Source organism: uncultured Parasphingorhabdus sp. (genome assembly GCF_963975735.1).
GTDB lineage: Bacteria > Pseudomonadota > Alphaproteobacteria > Sphingomonadales > Sphingomonadaceae > Parasphingorhabdus.
Genome location: NZ_CAXBIA010000010.1, coordinates 1 through 20954 on the forward strand (window position 1 = coordinate 1; position 20954 = coordinate 20954).

General features: G+C 58.0%; 17 protein-coding genes and 1 tRNA gene. 9 read left to right on the forward strand and 9 right to left on the reverse strand.

Annotated elements, in window-relative coordinates:
• Nucleotides 1-513 precede the first annotated feature (513 nt).
• The 4 genes from AACZ86_RS11270 to AACZ86_RS11285 all read right to left on the reverse strand — a co-directional run bounded on the left by AACZ86_RS11270 (nt 514) and on the right by AACZ86_RS11285 (nt 5669).
• A complete protein-coding gene (locus AACZ86_RS11270) occupies nt 514-2301 on the reverse strand; it encodes a recombinase family protein (protein ID WP_339692574.1) in 1788 nt (595 codons plus the stop codon).
• A 262-nt stretch (nt 2302-2563) separates the two neighbouring features.
• A complete protein-coding gene (locus AACZ86_RS11275; protein ID WP_339692576.1) occupies nt 2564-3769 on the reverse strand; it encodes a DUF2235 domain-containing protein in 1206 nt (401 codons plus the stop codon).
• Complete coding sequence (locus AACZ86_RS11280; RefSeq protein WP_339692578.1) at nt 3753-5306, reverse strand: CehA/McbA family metallohydrolase; 1554 nt, start codon at nt 5304-5306, stop codon at nt 3753-3755. Before AACZ86_RS11280 ends, AACZ86_RS11275 begins: the two co-directional genes overlap by 17 nt.
• Nucleotides 5307-5360: 54 nt before the next feature.
• On the reverse strand, nt 5361-5669 hold the full coding sequence (locus AACZ86_RS11285; RefSeq protein WP_339692580.1) for an excalibur calcium-binding domain-containing protein: 309 nt from the start codon (nt 5667-5669) through the stop codon (nt 5361-5363).
• A gap of 140 nt (nt 5670-5809) precedes the next feature.
• On the opposite strand from AACZ86_RS11285, the gene AACZ86_RS11290 reads away from it, so the two are divergent.
• On the forward strand, nt 5810-6073 hold the full coding sequence (locus AACZ86_RS11290) for an AraC family transcriptional regulator (protein WP_339692583.1): 264 nt from the start codon (nt 5810-5812) through the stop codon (nt 6071-6073).
• 163 nt (nt 6074-6236) lie between these two features.
• Here AACZ86_RS11290 and AACZ86_RS11295 read toward each other — a convergent pair whose 3' ends face one another.
• On the reverse strand, nt 6237-7487 hold the full coding sequence (locus AACZ86_RS11295) for an integrase arm-type DNA-binding domain-containing protein (protein ID WP_339692587.1): 1251 nt from the start codon (nt 7485-7487) through the stop codon (nt 6237-6239).
• A 158-nt stretch (nt 7488-7645) separates the two neighbouring features.
• Nucleotides 7646-7732, reverse strand: a tRNA-Leu gene (locus AACZ86_RS11300).
• Nucleotides 7733-7970: 238 nt separating this feature from the next.
• Between AACZ86_RS11300 and AACZ86_RS11305 the strand changes: the two genes are divergently transcribed.
• The gene (locus AACZ86_RS11305) at nt 7971-8912 is read left to right on the forward strand and encodes a complex I NDUFA9 subunit family protein (RefSeq protein WP_339692588.1); all 942 of its coding nucleotides are present in this window, start codon (nt 7971-7973) and stop codon (nt 8910-8912) included.
• Between the two features lie 34 nt (nt 8913-8946).
• Here the strand turns inward: AACZ86_RS11305 and AACZ86_RS11310 are convergent, their stop codons facing one another.
• On the reverse strand, nt 8947-9744 hold the full coding sequence (locus AACZ86_RS11310) for an undecaprenyl-diphosphate phosphatase (protein ID WP_339692590.1): 798 nt from the start codon (nt 9742-9744) through the stop codon (nt 8947-8949).
• A 269-nt stretch (nt 9745-10013) separates the two neighbouring features.
• On the opposite strand from AACZ86_RS11310, the gene AACZ86_RS11315 reads away from it, so the two are divergent.
• From AACZ86_RS11315 to AACZ86_RS11340, 6 genes are all read left to right on the forward strand, one after another.
• The gene (locus AACZ86_RS11315; RefSeq protein ID WP_339692593.1) at nt 10014-11468 is read left to right on the forward strand and encodes an NAD(P)-dependent oxidoreductase; all 1455 of its coding nucleotides are present in this window, start codon (nt 10014-10016) and stop codon (nt 11466-11468) included.
• Nucleotides 11469-11488: 20 nt separating this feature from the next.
• Entirely contained in the window at nt 11489-12178 is a 690-nt protein-coding gene (locus AACZ86_RS11320; RefSeq protein ID WP_339692595.1) for a DUF2059 domain-containing protein, read from the forward strand.
• Nucleotides 12175-16701, forward strand: a complete 4527-nt coding sequence (gene gltB / locus AACZ86_RS11325) for a glutamate synthase large subunit (RefSeq protein WP_339692597.1) — start codon at nt 12175-12177, stop codon at nt 16699-16701. Before AACZ86_RS11320 ends, gltB begins: the two co-directional genes overlap by 4 nt.
• 26 nt (nt 16702-16727) lie before the next feature.
• Entirely contained in the window at nt 16728-17063 is a 336-nt protein-coding gene (locus tag AACZ86_RS11330) for a VOC family protein (protein ID WP_339692600.1), read from the forward strand.
• 108 nt (nt 17064-17171) lie between these two features.
• Complete coding sequence (locus AACZ86_RS11335) at nt 17172-17618, forward strand: hypothetical protein (protein ID WP_339692603.1); 447 nt, start codon at nt 17172-17174, stop codon at nt 17616-17618.
• A gap of 86 nt (nt 17619-17704) precedes the next feature.
• Nucleotides 17705-18376, forward strand: a complete 672-nt coding sequence (locus tag AACZ86_RS11340; protein WP_339692606.1) for a glutathione S-transferase family protein — start codon at nt 17705-17707, stop codon at nt 18374-18376.
• Nucleotides 18377-18396: 20 nt separating this feature from the next.
• Here AACZ86_RS11340 and AACZ86_RS11345 read toward each other — a convergent pair whose 3' ends face one another.
• Nucleotides 18397-18837: a GNAT family N-acetyltransferase gene (locus AACZ86_RS11345; protein ID WP_339692609.1), complete on the reverse strand. Its 441-nt coding sequence runs from the start codon at nt 18835-18837 to the stop codon at nt 18397-18399.
• Nucleotides 18837-19565: a bifunctional 2-polyprenyl-6-hydroxyphenol methylase/3-demethylubiquinol 3-O-methyltransferase UbiG gene (gene ubiG / locus AACZ86_RS11350; protein WP_339692612.1), complete on the reverse strand. Its 729-nt coding sequence runs from the start codon at nt 19563-19565 to the stop codon at nt 18837-18839. The genes AACZ86_RS11345 and ubiG overlap by 1 nt, the downstream gene beginning before the upstream one ends.
• Nucleotides 19566-19633: 68 nt before the next feature.
• Here ubiG and AACZ86_RS11355 point away from each other — a divergent pair, with 68 nt between their 5' ends.
• A complete protein-coding gene (locus AACZ86_RS11355) occupies nt 19634-20902 on the forward strand; it encodes an aspartate kinase (RefSeq protein ID WP_339692615.1) in 1269 nt (422 codons plus the stop codon).
• Nucleotides 20903-20954 lie beyond the last annotated feature (52 nt).

The following is a 20954-nucleotide window of genomic DNA, read 5'->3' on the forward strand; positions in this document are numbered from 1 at the left end:
GCCGACGCGATATACGCGCAACGACTGGCAGGAATTTCCGCAACGGAGATTGACACGGTCAAGACCCTGCTTGGGAAAATGTCTGGCAACCTTGCCGACTAAACCAAGCTGGACTCGTTATCAGGACTTGTCAAAGGGATGGCGGCGTCTAGCACTGTGAATGGATAGACGGCAGATTCCAGAGACTTCTGAATTTTCTTCGAATGTCAGCTTTGCCACCCCCAGTGCTCTAAACCGGGCAGTCATGATCGGCCCATTCTTTTCATAAAGGCGATGTCGGCTTTTGCTGATCGTTGCACAATTGCGGACATTCCGGAATCCACCCACTTGTTGCCATTTAGGTGCCAGAAAATTCTGCGCCCTAAATGACGGCTTTCAGAAACAATCTTCGACCGTGGTAATGACGGCAATTGGGGCGCGAAGCGGACACAGGGCTCTCAGCAACAGGTTAGTAATCATACAACCCTGCGATTGATGCTCCCCCTGTGAATGGCACAGGCTGAAGGTCGCGAGCTATTCCGCCCGAGTCGGCCACATTCCCCGCCCAAAAAGCTGTCGCGGGGTAATCTCCCTTTCCGGTGCCGGGAACCCGAACAGCTGGCGCTGGATGGCCCAGTCGGTTGGGATATTGGAGTTGAGCACAATATCACGCGTCAGGGCCGCCGGCTGGGTACCATCGAGAATTGCCGTGACAATATCGGGTGCAAGGTAGTTCAACCGGATCAGCCGAGCAAAGAATGTCGGTCGGCAATTTTCTTTATAAGCGAGATCTTCGATCGACCACTCTCTGTGTTCGTCTACCAAACGCTGCGCTTTTCTTGCGCGCTGCACCAGATCTACCAGTTTCTTGTCGAGTTTTGCCACTTGGGACACATCGCGAGGTTTGATGTGCAGCGAAGGCCAGCGTTCTGCGGTGACAGCGCGGACTGCAACCTCAAATTCATACCGGGCATCGCTGCATGGCCAATCCGCTGGTCGCCCCCGAAAGGTGGAGTTGTCATCCCAGAGCAGGAACCGGCGCAGTTCCAAGGACCGGAAGCAGATTGAGAGCTTTTCCTCCCCCACTTCAATGCGATTGAGCAATGCCGCGAACAACTCCTCCAGCCTTTCAGGTTGCGTATTGCAGAGGCGGTTTTCAGCCGCTTTACCCTTTGCGGTCAGTTGGTCCAGCTCCTCATACGATATCCCCAGCCCCTTCAGCGCGCTCCTGAGCCTGGCCCGGTCGCACAGGAAGTCGGAAACCGACGCGAAAACGAGCTTGTCCAGATTGTCAGCATTGCAGCGATAGGCGCGGCGATATTCTCGCTGCGACCAGGTGGCATTACTCGACACATAGGCGCAGTATGTAGTGCCGCGGTGCCAGTTGAGATCCAGCCGCATATGGCGCCCAAGATCGTCCCATAACAATCCTGCCAGAAAATGTTTTGTATCCCTGGAATCGGCAGGCCGATTTTTTCTGCTGGCGCACAGTGCCTGAGTCGCTTCCCACGTGTCCCGCGATATGATCGGCTCATGAATTCCCTGATAGTTGGCACCTTTTCCGCGTATCTCGCCGACATAGATTGGATTGCCCAGGATCCCGTACACTGCTCCGGGGGTCATAGGGCCGCCACCACGTGACTCGCCCCGTCTGGTATATTTTACCGAGCTGCAATATCCGGCCTCTCGCACAGCCGTCATAACGATTGTGTAGCGCCTTGTTTGCAAAAACGTCTTGAAAATGAACCGAACTATCGCCGCCTCTGCCTTGTCAATGCGCAGTCCGTTCTTGGCGGCACAATAGCCAAATGGCGGCAGGCCGCCGTGGACCAGTCCATGTTTCTTGCGGGTGCGGATACTGTCGCGAACCCGCTCGGATATCAGTTCGCGCTCGAACTGGGAGAATGTGAGCAGAATGTTCAGGATCATGCGCCCCATGCTGTCGGAGGTATCAAAAGCTTGGGAGATCGAAGTCAACGTGATGTTCTGGCGATCAAAGATCTCGATCAGACGAACAAAATCAAACAGGCTTCGGGTCAGCCGGTCAATCTTGTAGACGATGACCGCATCCACTTTGCCAGCCTCTATGTCCTGCATAAGCTTCGCTAGCGCCGGCCGGTCCAGTCCGCTGCCGGAATGACCTCCGTCGTCATAGCGTTCATTCAACTCAACCCAGTTTTTATACTGCTGGCTTTTGATATAGGCGCTGCAGATCTCTCGCTGTGTCACGAGAGAGTTTACATCATGATCGAGACGTTTGTTTGTGCTTTTTCGTGTGTAAATTGCGCACCGCTTGATCGGATTGCCGTGGTCCACTGACATATGACATCTCCAAAAAAAAAGATGATTTTCAGCTAAATATCGGCGTTGGGTACTTATACCCCCGTCGACTACAATTCAAAGGCGCGTATACCTTTTACAAACCCAGCAACAAAGCAAACAGCCCTCGCATGAACCAATAAGCCGCTGGCAGAGCGAGCAGAAATACGAGCAGTCCAAATGCCAGTTCTTCAAGATCGGGAGGGCGCATGCAGACCGGTTACAAATCTGGCTTTGTGTAGGAAAGCGATAACCGGGTCCGCCGTCATGGCACGTTGACAGGCTTATAGTCAGGCAAAGCCTTCTTCCGCTCATCAACCGATGGATGGATATCTCCATTCCGAATGAGCCGGGGTTCAGCCCAAGGTATGTAGCGCCAAAGAAACGACCAACGCTTCCACTCCCGGTATTTGATATTCTTGGGGATGATTTCGAGCACCCACCAGCCGATGGTAAGCGACCTGTGGATCATGGCGGTTGGTGAAGGCGGCTTATATTGATGCTTGCTGCCTTTGCGGTCTTTTCCGTAAGCCAGATGATTGAGCATCTGCGTGCTGATCCTGAGACCTGCTTTCCTGGCCTCTTCGGCCATCCAGATGAGCGGATATTTGGAAAGAGCGCTGTATTTCTCAGAATAGCCTCCTCCGACATCGGAATGAACGCCTGCAAACCAGACTTGCTTGATGTCCTGATCCTTGGTCAGGCTCTTGTTAAAGGGGTTCGGTTCGAACTTTTGCGGTTCCTGCCATTTTGCGACGCGGAACATGCGCCGGCGTTCATCGATGGCCAAAGCATGGCGGAACCGGGCTACCGAGGGGTTCTGAAGCGTATAGGGCAATGTCTCGAGGCTGGGTATCCAGAACCGGTCAGGGCGCGGCACGAGTACCGAGGCAACAGTGTCCCAGACACCGATAAACTCGATCGGAACGCGCCGTGATCTAATCACGCGGGCAAAGTGCCATGCCAGATCAAGCTGGTTGTCTTTCGCCGCTTTCTTATATGTACCAAGCGCGCTGTCGCTCATGTTGATCTGCTCGGGCTCCAGAAGCCCGATCAGATGGATGAAGCCGGCAAGAACTCTTGCGGTCCATGCGCCTCGGCTGAACCCGAACAGATAGATGCGGTCGCCCTTTTGATAGTTTTGCGCGAGGAAGCGGTAAGCGCCGAGCACATTTTCATCGAGCCCATAGCCAAAGGCGAGGCCCAGAACACCGACGAGCTTCTGACGAAACCGCTGCCAGGGACTTATCCGGCTGATGGTACCAACGCCGGGGCTGTAGTAGACCAGCTGCTGATCATTCTTCTGTGCGATGCGGTAGAGTTTCAAGACGTTGGACAGATTGCGGCCAAGCTCATTGCCTGTACCGTCCAGCAAGATCACCAGATTGCGCGGCGCTGGCGCTTTTCGCGCAGGCTTGGCTTTAGCAGGTGCCTTTTTGGGCTTTGCCGCTGTCTTAGGGGGTGATGCCATCGGCCATTACCACTTCATCTGCCCGAACCTTGTCATAGGTCACGGATTGGACGACGGTGCCTTCAGGTGCAACCAGTTCGATCTTGTCACCGCCATTGTTCAGCGACATTGGCGCGCCGTTTCGTACGAGCGTTTTGTCTTCACCTGCAGCGATGCTTGCCAAAACATCCAGTTCCCAGACATTGCCCGCGAGATCGCGAACGCGCCAGCCGGCAAGATCGATAGGTCCGCTGCCTATATTGCGAAAGGTTATCTGTTCGTTGGTGAAATCATCACCCAGCGGGTCGGGTATCATGGAAACAATGCGAAGGTCAGGCAAATCATCAAGAAGATGGTGAAAGGATGGCGGTTCAAACCAGATCGGCGCTGTCCATACAACATCGTCTTCTGCATGTTCGTCATCCTCGCGCCCAAATTGGGTTATCCGAAGCAGGACATATTCTCCGAGCGCCTCGAGCCTGATGCCTTCCAGAACCAGTGGCACGGTCTGGTTGCCAGAAACCTCGTAGCTTTCGGTCGGCGATGATACCGGCTTGCCGCCAGCAACATCCTTGAACAGGTCAATGCGGTACGAGGCATCGGGTTCGTCGTCATCGACAATTTGCACGCTGAGATCGAGTTCTGCGCCAATCGCTGGAGGGTTGGCGATGTCGCCCTGCAGCGCGTCGCCGGATCTGAATATGACCCGCAGATTCTTGTCTTCACTGGCATAGGCGCGGCGTGCGCGCAGGGCGCTTAGTATTCCAGCGCGCGTAAAATCAGATGTGATGACGGCAACCCGGGCATCGGTTGAAAAACCCCAATTGCGATAATGATTATCCTGACCAACGCTTGGCGCCAGATGAAACCCCAGATTGAGATAGCGGAAATACTGGCCCTGCCGGCTGTGTGTGCGCTGATGTGTTCCGTCCCGCAGGGCAGGGGCGTTGAGCATCTCGATAAGCGACACGTGCGGCGCCATCGACTGCACCCACATTTGCTCGTCCCCGCCAAAATCATCACGGCCGTAATCCAGGCGCGCTCTCTGGCCGCCTGCCGGGTGGTTGAACTGCATGAGCGGCATATTGCCGCCACTGTCCGGGTTAGCCTGCAGCCATCCAAGCAGTTTTGCAAAATCACCATTGGGCGCATCAATGACCATATCGACATCAAAGATATTCGCATGATTGCCGCTCGATATGGTCGAGAATTCCTGGCCGTATATTGTGACACATTCGCCCGACCTGTTGAGTCGGTCGGCGCTCTCGACGAGCGATGAGGGTGTGCCTTTGTAAAGGTCAGGCTGGGTGGCGATCATCAAGCCGTCCTTGCGCTCACCCTTGCCGTCGCCGGCTGCATGATTGTGCTCGGTAACCGCAAAGAAATCGAGACCCGCTTCGCAGGCCATCTCATACGCTTCGGCAGGTTCGCCTAGACCATCGGAATAGGAGCTATGGGCATGAAGATTGCCGAACCGCACCGTCTCGACCTGGGCAAGTGCAGGTGCGGTACAAAGCAGGCCTGCAATCAGTGTGAATATTGCTACTGGCGTCTTCATATTATCCCCCGTTCATCCAACATCTTCACGGCCACACAAGGCCGCGTGCCAGTTTCATTCACATGCTTTACCGTCACCATCCCGGTCGAGATGCGTTCCATATCCCGCCTCGCCCCGATAAATTGGTGCAGCGCCAGCTGCACGGGCTGATGCGCAATTGGGATAATATACAGAACCGTTTGCAGCACGCTGGGGAGGGGGCGGATTGCCGCCATTGCCGCGGTGACAATGGCGGCCGCCGTTCTTGCGGTCATTGTGACAGCCATCAGCCGCCAATCCGCCGCCGTGTGCGTAAGCTGGTGCAGACATCGGCTCTATTTGCGTCACCGCCATAGATAGAACGAGAACCGCCAAGTATCGCATGATTGCCTCCGGCCTGAATATGACCGACTACGGAATGAGAGTCGAATCCATTTAAACCTTGGCCGCGATTATCAAACTGCGATTACCAGAGCTCATGCTGCGCAAATGATTATCTAGTGCGGCCCAGCGAGCTGTTGTTCGTGCGTGTTCTGCCGCGTTATATTGATGGGCTACTTGAAAATTCGGGTGGCTGGCTCGCCGCGCCGCGCAATCCCGCCATGAGCACCGCGCTTGCGCTCATTCACGGTCGTCCTGCAAATGACTGGACGCTCGAAAAACTGGCCACGGAATGTGGGATGTCTCGGGCAATTTTTTCGAAGAAGTTCGGCACATGTTTGGGCGAAACACCGACGCACTATCTCGCCCGTTGGAGGATGCAGCTTGCAGCAGGTTTGCTGCAATAGACCCGCCGACTGATCGAAGCCATTGCCGAGGATGTCGGCTATCGTTCAGAAACCTCGTTCAAGGGATAATCAAAGACTGTTTTCAAGACCAACCGGATCGTCCGAGAATAACAATCGATGTGTCAAAAGTCGAAGGATCGCTTTGATGGTCTGGGCTCCAACATCATCCAGAAGGCTGAGTCTTGGTCAACACAGCTCGCGGCTTTCTGAAATGTCCATGCAGTATCTTTGCACCAGATCGCAATTGGTCCAAATAATCCGACCAGTTTATCATCATTGCGACACGCTCTTCCCAATGCTTCCCCCGCGCGTAAGCCCGTCGCACATCGTCTCTTTCAGAGTGACCCAATTGCCTCTCGATAGCATCAGGATTCCATCTGCCCTGTTCGTTCAGCAATGTACTGGCCATGGCGCGGAATCCATGCGCAGTCATAGTTTTGCCGTCAAATCCCATTCGGCGCAGCGCAAGGTTGATGGTGTTTTCGCACATTGGCCGATCTCGCTTGCCTTGAGCCGGAAAGAGAAAGCGTCGGAAACCACTAATTTCGCGTATGTCATCAATGATTGCCAAAACCTGCCGCGTTAGCGGAACGCGATGCGGCTTGCGCATTTTGGTTTTCTCCGCCGGAATGGTCCAGATTAATTTATCAAAATCAAACTCGCTCCACTCTGCCTGGCGTAGCTCGCCGGGGCGCACAAAAACGTGCGGGGCCATCCGCAATGCCGTATGGGTGATCGGATAACCCGAATAGGCGTCGATCGCACGCAACAACACTCCTGCTTCCTTCGGGTCGACAATTGCTGCTCGGTGCGTCACCTTGGGAACGGTGATTGCCCCTCTAAGATCGGCCGATATGTCCCGATCGGCTCTTCCCGTGGCAATGGCATAGCGGAAAACCTGCCCGCACGTGCTGCGCAATCGTCTGGCGGTTTCATAGTGTCCCCGCTTTTCGACCATGCGCAATACCGCCAACAACTCAGGTGCCTTGATATCGCTGATTTTGCGAAGGCCAATTATCGGATGTGCAAAATCCAGAAGCCAGCGCAGCTTGCGTAACGTAACCTTGGCCCGGCCTTCGCGCTCTGCCTTGTCCAGCCATTCTTCCGCCACAGCCGAAAATGTGTTGGCATTGGCGAGCGGACCGGTGATTTTGTCGATCTTGCGTTTTGCAGCGGGATCGAAGCCCTCTGCGATTTGTTGTTTGATTTCTTTCCTCTTAACTCGCGCTTCGGCGAGAGAGACCTCAGGATATACACCTAAGGCAATCGTGCTCCGCCTTCCAGCGAAGCGATAATCCATCCGCCAATAGCGCTGACCTGCTTTGGTAACGAGCATATAGAGCCCGCCGCCATCTGACATTTTATAGGGCTTTTCTCTCGCGACTGCCTTCCTAACGGCCAAGTCGGTTAACATATGTCACCTCATTTACCGGAAAATATACCGTCAAATGTACTGTAATGTACCGTCAATTGCAACGGATTTCACCGGATAGGGATGGACGAATTTATCGTCATATTTGGCAGATTTACTGGACTTTCATGGACATTTATGGATATGTCCGGAAGAACAAATGGTGCCCAGAAGAGGACTCGAACCTCCACATCCTTGCGAATACATGCACCTGAAGCATGCGCGTCTACCAATTCCGCCATCTGGGCCCATGCAGGTGGCAATCATCTTCATGCCGCCTGATAGAGGCGGGCGATTAGCCGCTTGATGGCTGAGCTGTCAATGATTCATATCGGCAAAAGCGCGTTCCCGGGGGTCGGCGGTGCGTGGCGGCTGGCGAACCGGTGCGGCGCGACCGATATTATGCTATGCCGAGCGGGGAATCGTTGTTGCGTCAACCGCGCGGCTGGGGCAGAGGCAACGCAGAAACCAAGCCAAGGGTGGAAGATGAACATGGATCTTGATGGACAATTGATTTGCATATTTGGCGGCGGCGGCTTTTTGGGCCGCTATGTCGCGCAGGAGCTGCTCGCCCGCGGTGCGCGGTTGCGGATAGCCGAGCGCAATATCAAGAATGCCATGCATATCAAGCCGCTCGGCAATCTCGGCCAGACGCAATTTGCCAGCGCCGACATCACCAAGCCGGACAGCGTCGCCCGTGCGGTCCAGGGCTGCGACGGCGTGGTCAATCTGGTCGGTGTCCTGAACGGCGATTTCACCCGCATCCATGTCGAGGGCGCGCGCAATGTCGCCGAGGCCGCGGCGAAAGCGGGTTGCCGGACTTTGCTGCACCTGTCCGCGATTGGTGCCGACATTCGATCGCCGTCGCGCTATGGCCGCAGCAAGGGCGAAGGCGAGCAGGCGGTTTTGAACGCATTTCCCGACGCTATCATTTTGCGACCTTCGATTGTCTTTGGCCGCGAGGACGAGTTCATCAACCGCTTTGCCGCGATGATCGCGATGCTGCCGGTCGTACCGGTCATCGGCAGCGCCACGAAATTCCAGCCGGTCTTTGTCGGCGATGTCGCCGATGTCGTCGCCGAAGCGCTCAGCCAGCCGGGGCTTTACTCCGGCCAGACCTTTGAGCTGGGCGGTCCGGAAGCCATCAGCATGGGAGATCTCAACCGGCGGATAGCCAGGATGACGGGGCGCGAGCGGACTTTTGTCGACGTACCGGATTTCGCCGCCAGAATATTGGCGATGCTCCCCGGCTCCCCGATCACGTCGGATCAGTACAAGATGCTGCAGAAAGACAATGTCGTTGCACCGGCGGCCAAGGGTCTGAACGCCTTTGGTGTCGCGCCGACCCCGCTCGCTGCGGTGGCGAGTGGCTGGATGGAAAAATATACCGCCCACGGCCGCTTTGGCGCGCGCGCCAAGGCAAGCTAGAAGCCGCCCGCCAAACAAGCTTGGAAAAGCAGGTCTATTGGAATAATGCGAGCAGCGCGATGCCCATGGCGATGCGGTAGACGACAAAGACCATCATCGAAGCCTTGCGCAGGAATTGCATCAGGAAGGTCATGGTCGCCAGCGCCGCGATAAAGGTCAGCACGCCGGTGATCAGCGCTTCCTTGAGTAATTCGGTGCTGGCCCCCATCAGATCGGGAATGATCAGCACGCCGGCACCGGCCACCGCCGGTATCGACAGCAGGAAGGAAAAGCGCGCTGCCTCGACCCTTGTGTAACCGAGGAAACGGGCAGCGGTCATGGTCACGCCCGAACGGCTGGTGCCGGGAATGAGGGCCATGGCCTGCGCCAGTCCGACGATGATGCCGTCCTTCAGCGTCAGATCCTCGAAGGATTTGACCTGCCGTCCGAACCGGTCGGCGACGCCCAGCAGGATGCCGTAGACGATCAGATTGACGCCGACCAATGTGGTGCTGCGGAAACCGTCGAGATAGCCGCCGGTCTTCAGAAACAGGCCGACGATGACCGCCGGGATCGTGCCAATGATGATCCACCAGAACAATCGCCGTTCGGCGGGTGCCTGGCCGACGCCGATGGTGGCGAGACCGCCCCGGCCCAGCGACCAGACATCTTTGAAAAAATAGGTGATGATCGCGAGCAGCGAACCGACATGGACGGCAATGTCGATCATCGGCCCCTGATCCGCGTAACCAGTGAATACCGGCAGCAGGATCAAATGACCCGAAGAGGATATCGGCAGAAATTCGGTAACGCCCTGCACGATCGCGAGGAGCAGCATTTGAATGAAGGTCATGAGCAGCCCGTATATTGTTTGGACGCGCAATAGCGTTTCGCCGAGCGGTTGTCGTGAGGAAAATATAGGTCCGATACGATACCAATAGCCCTGTATAATCCCGGCAGATCAATCGGATGGCTCCGTCGAACATCTATATAGGGCATATTAGCTGTCCTAATAGCAAGAATATGCGTGACTTGCGCTGCCTTTTTGGTTATTTAATCTGCCACAGCCGCCGGGGACGGCCGCTGTTTGCACTCATATATTACGGAAAACGAGTATCTGGCATGGCAAAAAGCCCGCAGAAATTGAAAATGCTGAAATTTGTCGAGGAGGGCCAGGCCTACCCGGAAAAGCGCGACCCTGATCTGCGCGCAGAGGATTTTCAGGAAATCGCCGACCGCTATGCGCCGGACAAGGCAGCGGAACAGGCCGCCCGCTGCTCGCAATGCGGCGTGCCTTATTGTTCGGTCCACTGCCCGCTGCACAATCATATCCCCGACTGGCTCCGCCTGACCGCCGAGGGGCGTTTGCGCGAAGCCTATGAAATGTCGAACCTGACCTCGACCATGCCGGAAATCTGTGGCCGCATCTGCCCGCAGGACCGCTTGTGCGAGGGCAATTGCGTGATCGAATTTTCCGGTCACGGCGCGGTCACCATCGGTGCGGTGGAAAAATATATCACCGACACCGCCTGGGAAGAAGGTTGGGTCGAACCGCTGCAGCCCGGTCGCTCCAAAGGCCAGTCGGTCGGCATCATCGGTGCCGGGCCAGCCGGGCTGACCGCCGCCGAATATCTGCGGGTCGCCGGCTATGACGTGCATGTCTACGACCGCCACGACCGCGCCGGCGGGCTGCTGACTTACGGCATTCCGGGTTTCAAGCTGGAAAAAGAAGTGATCATGCGCCGGGTCCAGCGGCTCAAGGACGGCGGGATCAGCTTCCACGAAAGTTTCGAAGTAGGGCGGGACGCAACACTGGAAGAATTACGCGATAAACATGACGCGATCCTGATCGCAACCGGTGTCTACAAGGCGCGCGAAATCCAGGTGCCGGGCGTGGGCGCACCGGGAGTCGAAGAAGCGCTCGATTTCCTGATCGCCTCCAACCGCAAGAGCTTTGGCGATGATGTACCCGATTTCGACAATGGGCGATTCAACGCGCAGGGCAAGAATGTCGTCGTCATCGGCGGCGGCGATACCGCGATGGATTGCGTGCGCACCTCGATCCGGCAGGGCGCGAAATCGGTCAAATGTCTCTATCGCCGCGACCGTGCCAATATGCCGGGCTCGCAGAACGAAGTCCGCAATGCCGAAGAAGAAGGCGTCGAATTTGTCTGGCTGTCGGCACCGAAGGCGGTCGAGGGCACCGACCATGTCACAGCGGTCAGGGCGAATAGAATGCGACTCGGCGCCCCCGATGCCAGCGGCCGCCGCTCTCCCGAAGTAGAACCGGACAGCGATTTTACCGTCGAGGCCGATCTGGTGATCAAGGCACTGGGCTTTGACGCGGAAGACCTGCCCAATCTGTTTGATTGCCCGGACCTCTCCGTCACCCGCTGGGGCACTTTGCGCGTCGATCACAAATCGATGATGACCAATCTGGAGGGCGTGTTCGCTGCAGGCGACATCGTCCGCGGTGCCAGCCTGGTGGTCTGGGGCATCCGGGACGGCCGCGATGTGACCGAGCATATGCACCGGTTTCTGAAAGAGAAGAAACTGGCTGAGAAAGTGGCGGCATAGACCGCAAACGGAGCATTATCATGAAGCTATTATTTTCAACATTTGCAGCAACTCTGGCGCTTGTCGCGAGCGTTCCCGCAGCGGCGCGAGATACAACGAGCACAACAAACAGCATTGGGCAAATCACTGCCGATCCTGCCCGTCTCGCCGCTGCCGAGGTCACGATCGACTATCTGTTCCCGCTCGGCACCTATGAGCGGATGATGAAGGGTACGATGGACCAGATGATGGACAGCATCATCAGCCAGAGTTTCGACCGTCCGATGGCAGAAACCATGAAAGGCTATGGCGTCGATGATGCGGCGATAGAGGAAATGGGTGATGCTTCCATCAATGACATGATGCTGGAGCGGGACCCGCATTTTAAAGAGCGGATGCAAATATCTACCAAAGTCATGACCAATGAAATGGTCGACCTGATGACCGCAATGGAACCGGCTATTCGCGGAACACTTGCAAATATTTATGCCCGAAAGTTCACGGCTGACCAACTGGCCGAAATGAACGCCTTTTTTGCTACCGAAACCGGCGGCGCCTTTGCCCGTGACTATATGATGGTCTTTGTCGATCCGGAAATGATGCAGTCGATGATGAGCTTCGTGCCGGAAATGATGCAGGCCATGCCGGCGATCATGAGAAAAGTCGAGGAATCGACCGCCCATCTTCCGCCGGTCAAAACAGGGCCGAATCTGCAGGAAGACGACGAATGACCCATCAATATCCCACCCCCGAACATGAACGGCTCGCCCGCGAAGGCATGTACCGTCCCGAATTCGAAAGTGATGCTTGCGGTGTCGGTCTGGTCGCGGCGACCGACGGCAAGCCGTCGCGGCGCGTCGTATCCTCGGCCATCGATGCGCTGAAGGCGGTCTGGCACCGGGGCGCGGTCGATGCCGATGGCATGACCGGCGACGGCGCCGGCCTGCACGTCGATCTGCCCGAGCGCTTCTTCGACGACGCGATTGCCGACAGCGGGCACAAGGTCCGCCCCAACCGGCTGGCCGTCGGCATGATCTTCCTGCCACGCACGGATCTCAATGCGCAGGAGTCCTGCCGGACCATCGTCGAGGCGGAAATCATCGAATCCGGCTATACGATCTACGGCTGGCGTCAGGTGCCGGTGGATGTCTCGGTGATCGGACCAAAGGCGCAGAACACCCGCCCCGAAATCGAGCAGATCATGATCGCCGGTCCGATGCCGGACAAGCAAGACGCCCGCGAATTCGAGAAAAATCTCTATCTCATCCGCCGCCGGATCGAGAAGAAGGTGATCGCTGCGCAAATTCAGGATTTCTATATCTGCAGCCTGTCCTGCCGCTCGATCATCTACAAGGGGCTGTTTCTCGCTGAATCCCTGTCGGTCTTCTATCCCGACCTGCTGGACGATCGCTTCGAGAGCCGGGTAGCGATTTTCCACCAGCGCTATTCGACCAACACTTTTCCCCAATGGTGGCTGGCCCAGCCGTTCCGCTGCCTTGCCCATAATGGCGAGATCAACACCATTCGCGGCAACAAGAACTGGATGAAGAGCCACGAGATCAAGATGGCGAGCCTCGCCTTTGGCGATCACAGCGAAGATATCAAGCCGGTGATCCCGGCCGGTTCCTCCGACACGGCAGCGCTCGATGCGGTGTTCGAGACCATCTGCCGCTCCGGCCGCGATGCGCCGACCGCGAAGATCATGCTGGTCCCCGAAGCCTGGCAGAACAACCCGGATATCGATCCCGCCCATCAGGCAATGTACGAATATATGGCGAGCGTCATGGAGCCGTGGGACGGCCCCGCCGCGCTGGCCATGACCGATGGCCACTGGGCGGTTGCCGGCGTCGACCGCAACGCGCTGCGCCCGCTGCGCTATTCGGTCACCGCCGACAATCTGCTGATCATCGGCAGCGAATCCGGCATGGTCGTGGTTCCCGAAAGCCAGGTCATCGAGAAGGGCCGGCTCGGCCCCGGCCAGATGATCGCCGTCGATCTCGATGAAGGCGTCCTGTTCAAGGACCGCGAACTCAAGGACCGGATCGCTTCGGAAGAACCTTATGCCGATCTGGTCAAGGGCTTCCTGACCGTCGACGACCTGCCGCCGGCACCGACAGTTTCCGGCATGGGCTATTCCAGGGAAGAACTGATCCGCCGCCAGACCGCCGCCGGCCACACGCTTGAAGATATGGAAATGGTCCTCGCGCCGATGGTCGAGGATGCCAAGGAAGCAATCGGCTCGATGGGAGATGATACCCCATTGGCTGTGATCAGCGTCAAGCCGCGGCAGATCAGCCATTTTTTCAAGCAGAATTTCTCCCAGGTCACCAACCCGCCGATCGACAGCCTGCGCGAACGCCATGTGATGAGCCTGCGCACGCGCTTTTCCAATCTGGCCAATATTCTCGAGCAGGACAGCCAGAACGAGGACGTGATGGTGCTGGAAAGCCCGGTGCTCAGCTGCGCGCTTTGGGAGCGGCTGAAGCTCGGCTTTGGCGATGCTGTGGCACAGATAGACTGTACGTTGAGCACCAGCGGCGCGGCCATTGAACTGCGCGATGCACTGGCCCGGATCCGGACCGAAGCGGAGCAGGCGGTGCGCGCCGGCAAGACCGAAATCTTCCTCACCGACGAGGATATTGACGAGGACCGGATGGCCATCTCGATGGTGATCGCGACGGCGGCGGTGCACACTCATCTGGTCCGAAAGGGGCTGCGCTCCTACGCCTCGATCAACGTCCGGGCAGCCGAATGTCTCGACACCCATTGCTATGCCGTGCTGATCGGTGTCGGCGCGACCACGGTCAACGCCTATATGGCCGAAGCGGCGATTGCCGACCGCCACGCCCGCGGCCTGTTCGGCGACTTCAGTTTTGACGAATGTCTGCAACGGCACAAGAAAGCGGTCGACGAGGGTCTGCTCAAGATCATGGCGAAAATGGGCATCGCCGTCATCTCCAGCTATCGCGGCGGCTATAATTTCGAAGCCGTCGGCCTGTCCCGCGCATTGTGCAACGATCTCTTCCCCGGCATGCCGACCAAGATATCCGGCGAAGGCTATGCCTCTTTGTTCATCAACGCCCAGGAAAAGCACGAGGCGGCCTTTGAGCCGGCGGTCGTTCGCCTGCCGGTCGGCGGTTTCTACAAACAACGCGATGGCGGCGAGGCCCATGCCTATGGCGCGCATATGATGCACCTGCTGCAATCGGCGGTCGCCCACGACAGCTACTCCTCCTATCTGCAATTCTCCCAAGCCGTGCGCGAGATGGAGCCGATCTATCTGCGCGATCTGATGGAGTTCAACTATGCGCCGGTGCCGGTGCCGATCGACGAGGTCGAGGCGATCACTGAGGTTCGCAAGCGGTTCAACACGCCGGGCATGAGCCTCGGCGCGCTCAGCCCCGAGGCACACGAGACGCTCGCCATCGCGATGAACCGGATCGGCGCGAAATCCGTGTCCGGCGAAGGCGGCGAGGAAAAGCGCCGCTACAAGCCCTATGAAAATGGCGACAATGCCTCGAGCCCGATCAAGCAGGTCGCCTCCGGCCGCTTTGGCGTGACCTCGGAATATCTCGGCGCTTGCGAGGAAATCGAGATTAAGGTCGCACAGGGCGCCAAGCCCGGCGAAGGTGGCCAGCTGCCCGGCTTCAAGGTCACCGAATTTATTGCCAAGCTGCGCCACTCGACCCCCGGCGTCACCCTGATCTCGCCGCCGCCGCATCACGATATCTACTCGATTGAGGATCTCGCCCAGCTGATCTACGACCTCAAGCAGATCAATCCGCGCGCGCAGGTCTGCGTCAAGCTGGTGTCCTCGGCCGGTATCGGTACGATTGCAGCGGGCGTGGCCAAGGCCCATGCCGATGTCATCCTGATCTCCGGCAATACCGGCGGCACCGGCGCATCGCCGCAAACCTCGATCAAGTTCGCCGGTACCCCGTGGGAAATGGGACTGTCGGAAGCCAATCAGGTACTCACCCTCAACGGCCTGCGCCACCGGGTAAAACTGCGCACCGACGGCGGCCTCAAGACCGGCCGCGACATCGTCATTGCCGCGATTCTCGGCGCCGAGGAATATGGCATCGGCACGCTCAGCCTGGTCGCCATGGGCTGCATCATGGTCCGCCAGTGCCACAGCAACACCTGCCCGGTCGGCGTCTGCGTACAGGATGAAAAGCTGCGCCAGAAATTCACCGGCACGCCGGAGAAGGTGATCAATCTGATGACCTATATGGCCGAGGAAGTTCGCGAGATACTCGCGCGCCTCGGCTACCGCTCGCTCGGCGAAATCATCGGCCGCACCGAGCTTCTGCGGCAGGTCAGCCGCGGTGCCGAGCATCTCGACGACCTCGATCTCAACCCGATCCTTGCCAAGGTTGATGCGAGAGATGACCAGCGCAGCTTCAACATCGCCACGCCGCGCAACGAAGTCCCGGACGGTCTCGACGCGGAAATGATCGACGACGCCAGGCCGGTATTCGAGCGGCGCGAGAAAATGCAGCTCACCTATACGGTGCGCAACACCCACCGCGCCGTCGGCACGCGCTTCTCCGCCGAAATCACCGCAAAATATGGCATGAGCAGTCTGAACGAAGACCATGTCCATATCCGCCTGCGCGGTTCCGCCGGACAGTCGCTCGGCGCCTTCCTCTGTCAGGGGATCACACTGGAAGTGTTCGGCGACGCCAATGACTATGTCGGCAAGGGTCTGTGCGGCGGCAAGATCGTCGTCCGCCCGATGGTCAGCTCGCCGCTGGTCAGCCAGGAGAATACGATCATCGGCAATACCGTGCTCTATGGCGCGACCGCCGGACAACTCTATGCAGCCGGACAGGCGGGCGAGCGTTTCGCCGTCCGCAACAGCGGCGCGGATGTCGTGGTCGAGGGCTGCGGCGCCAATGGCTGCGAATATATGACCGGCGGCAATGCCGTCATATTGGGCCCGGTCGGCAGCAATTTCGGTGCCGGCATGACCGGCGGCATGGCCTTCATTCTCGATACCGAGGATGAATTCGGGAAAATGGCCAATGCAGAAAGCATCGTCTGGCAACGGCTCGACAGCGCTTATTGGGAAGGCCATCTGCTCTCGCTGATCGAGCGCCACCACAAGACCACCGACAGCAACTGGTCCGAAGCGATATTGCGCGACTGGGACCGCTGGCGGGACCGCTTCTGGCAGGTCTGCCCGAAGGAAATGGTCAGCCGGATAGAGCATCCTTTATCGGATAAAGAGGTGATGGAAGCGGCGGAGTGATTTGATCGATCCGGAGAGGAAATAGCATGCCCAGGATCACGCCCAATTATCTCGAAATGAAGGCCAGCGACCTGCCCGCGAGCAAAGCCTTCTACGAACAGGCATTCGGTTTTGCCTTCACCGATTATGGTCCGGACTATGCCGCCGTCGAAGGCGGGCCGGTGCAGATCGGCATTGCCGCAGGAGCGGAACCGGTTGCTCCGATGCCGACGCTGGAGAGTGACGATCTGGAAGCTTCGCTGGCGCAGGTCAAAGCGGCCAATGGCGAAATCGTCAAAGAGATTTTCGCCTATCCCGGCGGACGGCGATTCGAATGTCATGATCCGGCGGGAAACCGGCTGGCCGTCTATCAGCCGGACTAGATCGACCCCGGTTACAAGTCTTTACAGCCCGGCGTCCCGTGGTTCAGCAGAGAATCAGGCGTGATTCGCTATTCCGAGGTCATTGATGATCATCTGGAGGAAATTCCCATGCGCCGCTCTACCCTGTCTCTGACCGGACCAATATTCGCCGCCTCGCTGATTCTGGCCAGCCCCGCGCTGGCGCAGGACCATCAACCGGAAGCCGAGATGGTCGACCGGCTCAATGATCCGGCATTTCAGGATGATATGGTTTCGATGATGTCGGGCTTCATGATGGCAATGATGGACCTGCCCATTGGCCAATTTGCGCATGCCATGGGCAAGGCAATGCCGGAGGATATGCGGCGCGATGACGATTTTTCCGCGATCAGCCCCGATGCTACGCTGGGCGATCTGGCCCGGCGTGACGACCCGGATTTTGACCGCGATGCGGAAGCGGAAATGCGTCGTGGCACCGCGATGATGGGGATCATCGCCTCGGAATTCGGCGCGCTGCTTCCGCAGTTGCAGGCTATCGGTAATCGGATGAAACGGCGCATGGATGCGTCGGAATAATGCTGCCCGAACGCGACCTCCGGACAATGTCGAAATCGGGCATCAAAGCTCTTCCACAAACCCCTGTTCGCGACTAACACGAACCCATGTGGCAGTTGTACCAATTCCCCCTATGTCCGTTTTCCCGTAAAGTCCGCTTGCTGCTGGGCGAGAAGTCGGTTGGCTATGAGCTTGTCCGCGAATCACCCTGGGACCAGCGCGACGATTTTCTGGCGATGAACCCGACCGGTCGCACTCCGGTCATGAAACATAGCGAGCGCGATATTCATCTCGTCGATAGCGTGGCGATTTGCGAATATATCGAGGAAACGGTCGAGAAAGTCCCGATGATCAATGGCACGGCGGTCAACCGGGCCGAGATCCGGCGTCTGGTCGCCTGGTTCGACGAACAATTTTATGGCGATGTGACCGCGCCGATGATGCACGAACGCATGCACAAGAGACTGGTCCGGCGCGAACCGCCCGACGCCAAGATCTTGCGCGAGGCGATGCGCCGGGCGAATTCCCATCTCGACTATATCGACTATCTGATCGACCACCGCAGCTGGCTGGCCGGGGCGACGATGAGCCTAGCCGATCTTGCCGCAGCGGCACAGATTTCCGTCGCCGACTATCTAGGGGCGATCGACTGGGCCGGGCACGAACAGACCAAGGCATGGTACGCGATGTTCAAATCGCGGCCGTCGTTCCGGCCATTACTGTCCGAACGGATGGAAGTGATTGCGCCGCCGCCGCATTATGAAAAGGTCGATTTCTGACGCGCATGCCCAGGCGATAGCTACAGCGGCTTGACCATCAACACCTTGTCCATGCCCGGCGCGAACCCGTCTTTTTCGCGGCCGGTTTCGAAAAATCCGAATTTTGCGAAAAAGGGAGCAACTCTCGGCGTGGTCGACAGGTCCGCTTCTTCATAGTCACCGGACCTGACAATTTCCCGCAGCCGATGCTCGGTCAGCAGCCGTCCCAGACCATCACCGTGATGCGCCTGGTCGACCATGCCCCAGGTGAAGCGCGCCTGTTCCCGGTCTTCTCTGGCAAAGCCGCCGCAACCAAGTATACGGCCGTCCTGCTCGATGCAGAAATAATGACCTTTCGGCTGGTCGAGAAATTCGACAAATAGGTCGCGCTCGGTGGCATCGAAGAAATCCGGCACATTGCCGTCAAATATCGCGAGACAGGCCTGTTTGTCCGACAGCATATAGGGCCGGACATCGACCATCAGGCTTTGATGACCGTCATCAGATAGTTGAGCGACAGATTGTCGGACAGGGAAAAGCCGCTTGCCGGACCATATGACAGGCCGGTGGTATCAATGACTTGAAGACCGGCGTTGTGTAGCAATTTTTCCAGCTCGTCCGGCGTGATAAATTGCTCGTGATGGTGGGTGCCGCGCGGGATCTGCCCGGTCCGTTCGGCCAGCTCGACCAGCAACAGTTTAGACAAGGCGGTGCGATTGGGCGTCGAGATTATCATCAGGCCGTCATCAGCCAACGCGTCCGCGAGACCGTCAACGAAGCCCTGCGGGTCATCGACATGTTCGAGCACCTCCAGCGAGGTCACCAGATCATGGTCTTTGTCGAGGAAATTCTCGATCGCCTCGTTGCGATAATCGATGTCCAGTCGCTGCGGCTCGGCATGCGCCCGCGCCGCGGCGATATTCTCCGGTGCCGCATCGAGGCCCGTCACCTGCGCGCCAAGCCGTGCCAGCGGCTCGCAAAGCAGGCCCGCGCCGCAGCCGACATCCAGCGCCTTTTTCCCGGCAAGCGGCTTCAAAAGGCTGGAGTCAGCGTGAAAATGCAGGTCAATCGCATCGCGTATATAGGAGAGCCGGACCGGATTCAGCCGGTGCAGCATGGCCGAAGACCCCTTGGGGTCCCACCATTCCGCTGCGAGCGCACCGAAATGCGCGGCTTCGTCGGGCTTGATTGTGCTACTTGCCTTTGTCATGTCCCCTCTTTATCAGGCTTTTCAATCCTGTTCAGGCCCTTTTTATCGAAAGTTTTACCGACAGCAGCATGGCACGCATAGTGATGAAATTTGGCGGCACCTCGATGGCCGGAATCGAACGCATCCGCCGGGTGGCGCAGATCGTCAAACAACAGTCCGACGCTGGGCACGAAGTCGCGGTGGTGGTCTCCGCCATGGCCGGCGACACCGACCGCCTGGTCAATTTCTGCCGCGAAGCCAGTTCGCTTTATGATCCGGCGGAATATGACGTGGTCGTGGCTTCGGGCGAACAGGTGACCGCGGGCTTGCTCGCCGTCGCCTTGCAGTCTCTCGGCGCAAAGGCGCGCAGCTGGCTTGGCTGGCAAATGCCGATCCGCACGGTAGAGGCGCATAGCAAGGCGCGGATTGACTCGATTGACGCAGAAGCTCTGACCGCGGCCATGAAGAGCGGCGAAATCGCTATCATTCCCGGATTTCAGGGCCTGAGCGAAGAAGGCCGGATCACGACTCTGGGCCGCGGCGGATCCGATACCAGCGCGGTTGCGATCGCGGCAGCGGTCAAGGCGGATCGCTGCGACATCTACACCGATGTCGATGGCGTCTATACCACCGACCCGCGGATCGTGACCCGGGCGCAAAAGCTCAACAAGGTGACCTTCGAGGAAATGCTCGAACTGGCCAGCGTTGGCGCGAAAGTATTGCAGACCCGCTCGGTCGGACTGGCGATGAAAGAAGGCGTGCGCATTCAGGTGCTCTCGTCCTTCACCGATGAAAATAGCAACAAGACCGCCGACGACCTGCCCGGCACGATGATCGTCAGCGAAGACGAAATGGAGATTGAAGATATGGAACGGAAGCTGATCACCGGCATCGCCCATGACAAGAATGAAGCCAAGATCACTTTGACCCGCGTGCCCGACAAGCCGGGCGCGGTTGCGGATATTTTCGCGCCGCTCGCCGATGCCGCGATCAATGTCGACATGATCATCCAGAATGTCGGCCGCGAAAAAGGCGAAACCGACGTGACCTTCACCGTGCCCAGCGTCGATCTCGACCGGGCGATGCAGGTCTTGGAAGGCGCGCAGGAAAAAATCGGTTTCAACCGCCTGATCCCCGACACCAATGTCGCCAAGATATCGGTCGTCGGCGTCGGCATGAAGAGCCATGCCGGCATCGCCTCGACGATGTTCCGCGCGCTGGCCGATCGCGGCGTCAATATCCAGGCGATCACCACATCGGAAATCAAGGTCAGCGTGCTGATTGAGGAAGATTATACCGAACTGGCGCTGCGCGTGCTGCACACGGCTTACGGGCTGGATGCGGTGGACGCCGCCTAGATATTTTCCCTCCCCTTCAGGGGAGGGATTAAGGGAGGGGGAGTCATAATGA

Excerpts from the sequence above, each read along its gene's own strand:
- AACZ86_RS11340 (WP_339692606.1), top strand. The coding sequence starts at position 17,705 with ATGTGGCAGTTGTACCAATTCCCCCTATGTCCGTTTTCCCGTAAAGTC.
- AACZ86_RS11305 (WP_339692588.1), top strand. The coding sequence starts at position 7,971 with ATGAACATGGATCTTGATGGACAATTGATTTGCATATTTGGCGGCGGC.
- ubiG (WP_339692612.1), bottom strand. The coding sequence starts at position 19,565 with ATGACAAAGGCAAGTAGCACAATCAAGCCCGACGAAGCCGCGCATTTC.
- AACZ86_RS11315 (WP_339692593.1), top strand. The coding sequence starts at position 10,014 with ATGGCAAAAAGCCCGCAGAAATTGAAAATGCTGAAATTTGTCGAGGAG.
- AACZ86_RS11310 (WP_339692590.1), bottom strand. The coding sequence starts at position 9,744 with ATGACCTTCATTCAAATGCTGCTCCTCGCGATCGTGCAGGGCGTTACC.
- AACZ86_RS11335 (WP_339692603.1), top strand. The coding sequence starts at position 17,172 with ATGCGCCGCTCTACCCTGTCTCTGACCGGACCAATATTCGCCGCCTCG.
- AACZ86_RS11330 (WP_339692600.1), top strand. The coding sequence starts at position 16,728 with ATGCCCAGGATCACGCCCAATTATCTCGAAATGAAGGCCAGCGACCTG.
- AACZ86_RS11275 (WP_339692576.1), bottom strand. The coding sequence starts at position 3,769 with ATGGCATCACCCCCTAAGACAGCGGCAAAGCCCAAAAAGGCACCTGCT.
- AACZ86_RS11270 (WP_339692574.1), bottom strand. The coding sequence starts at position 2,301 with ATGTCAGTGGACCACGGCAATCCGATCAAGCGGTGCGCAATTTACACA.
- AACZ86_RS11345 (WP_339692609.1), bottom strand. The coding sequence starts at position 18,837 with ATGGTCGATGTCCGGCCCTATATGCTGTCGGACAAACAGGCCTGTCTC.
- gltB (WP_339692597.1), top strand. The coding sequence starts at position 12,175 with ATGACCCATCAATATCCCACCCCCGAACATGAACGGCTCGCCCGCGAA.
- AACZ86_RS11355 (WP_339692615.1), top strand. The coding sequence starts at position 19,634 with ATGGCACGCATAGTGATGAAATTTGGCGGCACCTCGATGGCCGGAATC.
- AACZ86_RS11320 (WP_339692595.1), top strand. The coding sequence starts at position 11,489 with ATGAAGCTATTATTTTCAACATTTGCAGCAACTCTGGCGCTTGTCGCG.
- AACZ86_RS11295 (WP_339692587.1), bottom strand. The coding sequence starts at position 7,487 with ATGTTAACCGACTTGGCCGTTAGGAAGGCAGTCGCGAGAGAAAAGCCC.
- AACZ86_RS11280 (WP_339692578.1), bottom strand. The coding sequence starts at position 5,306 with ATGAAGACGCCAGTAGCAATATTCACACTGATTGCAGGCCTGCTTTGT.
- AACZ86_RS11285 (WP_339692580.1), bottom strand. The coding sequence starts at position 5,669 with ATGCGATACTTGGCGGTTCTCGTTCTATCTATGGCGGTGACGCAAATA.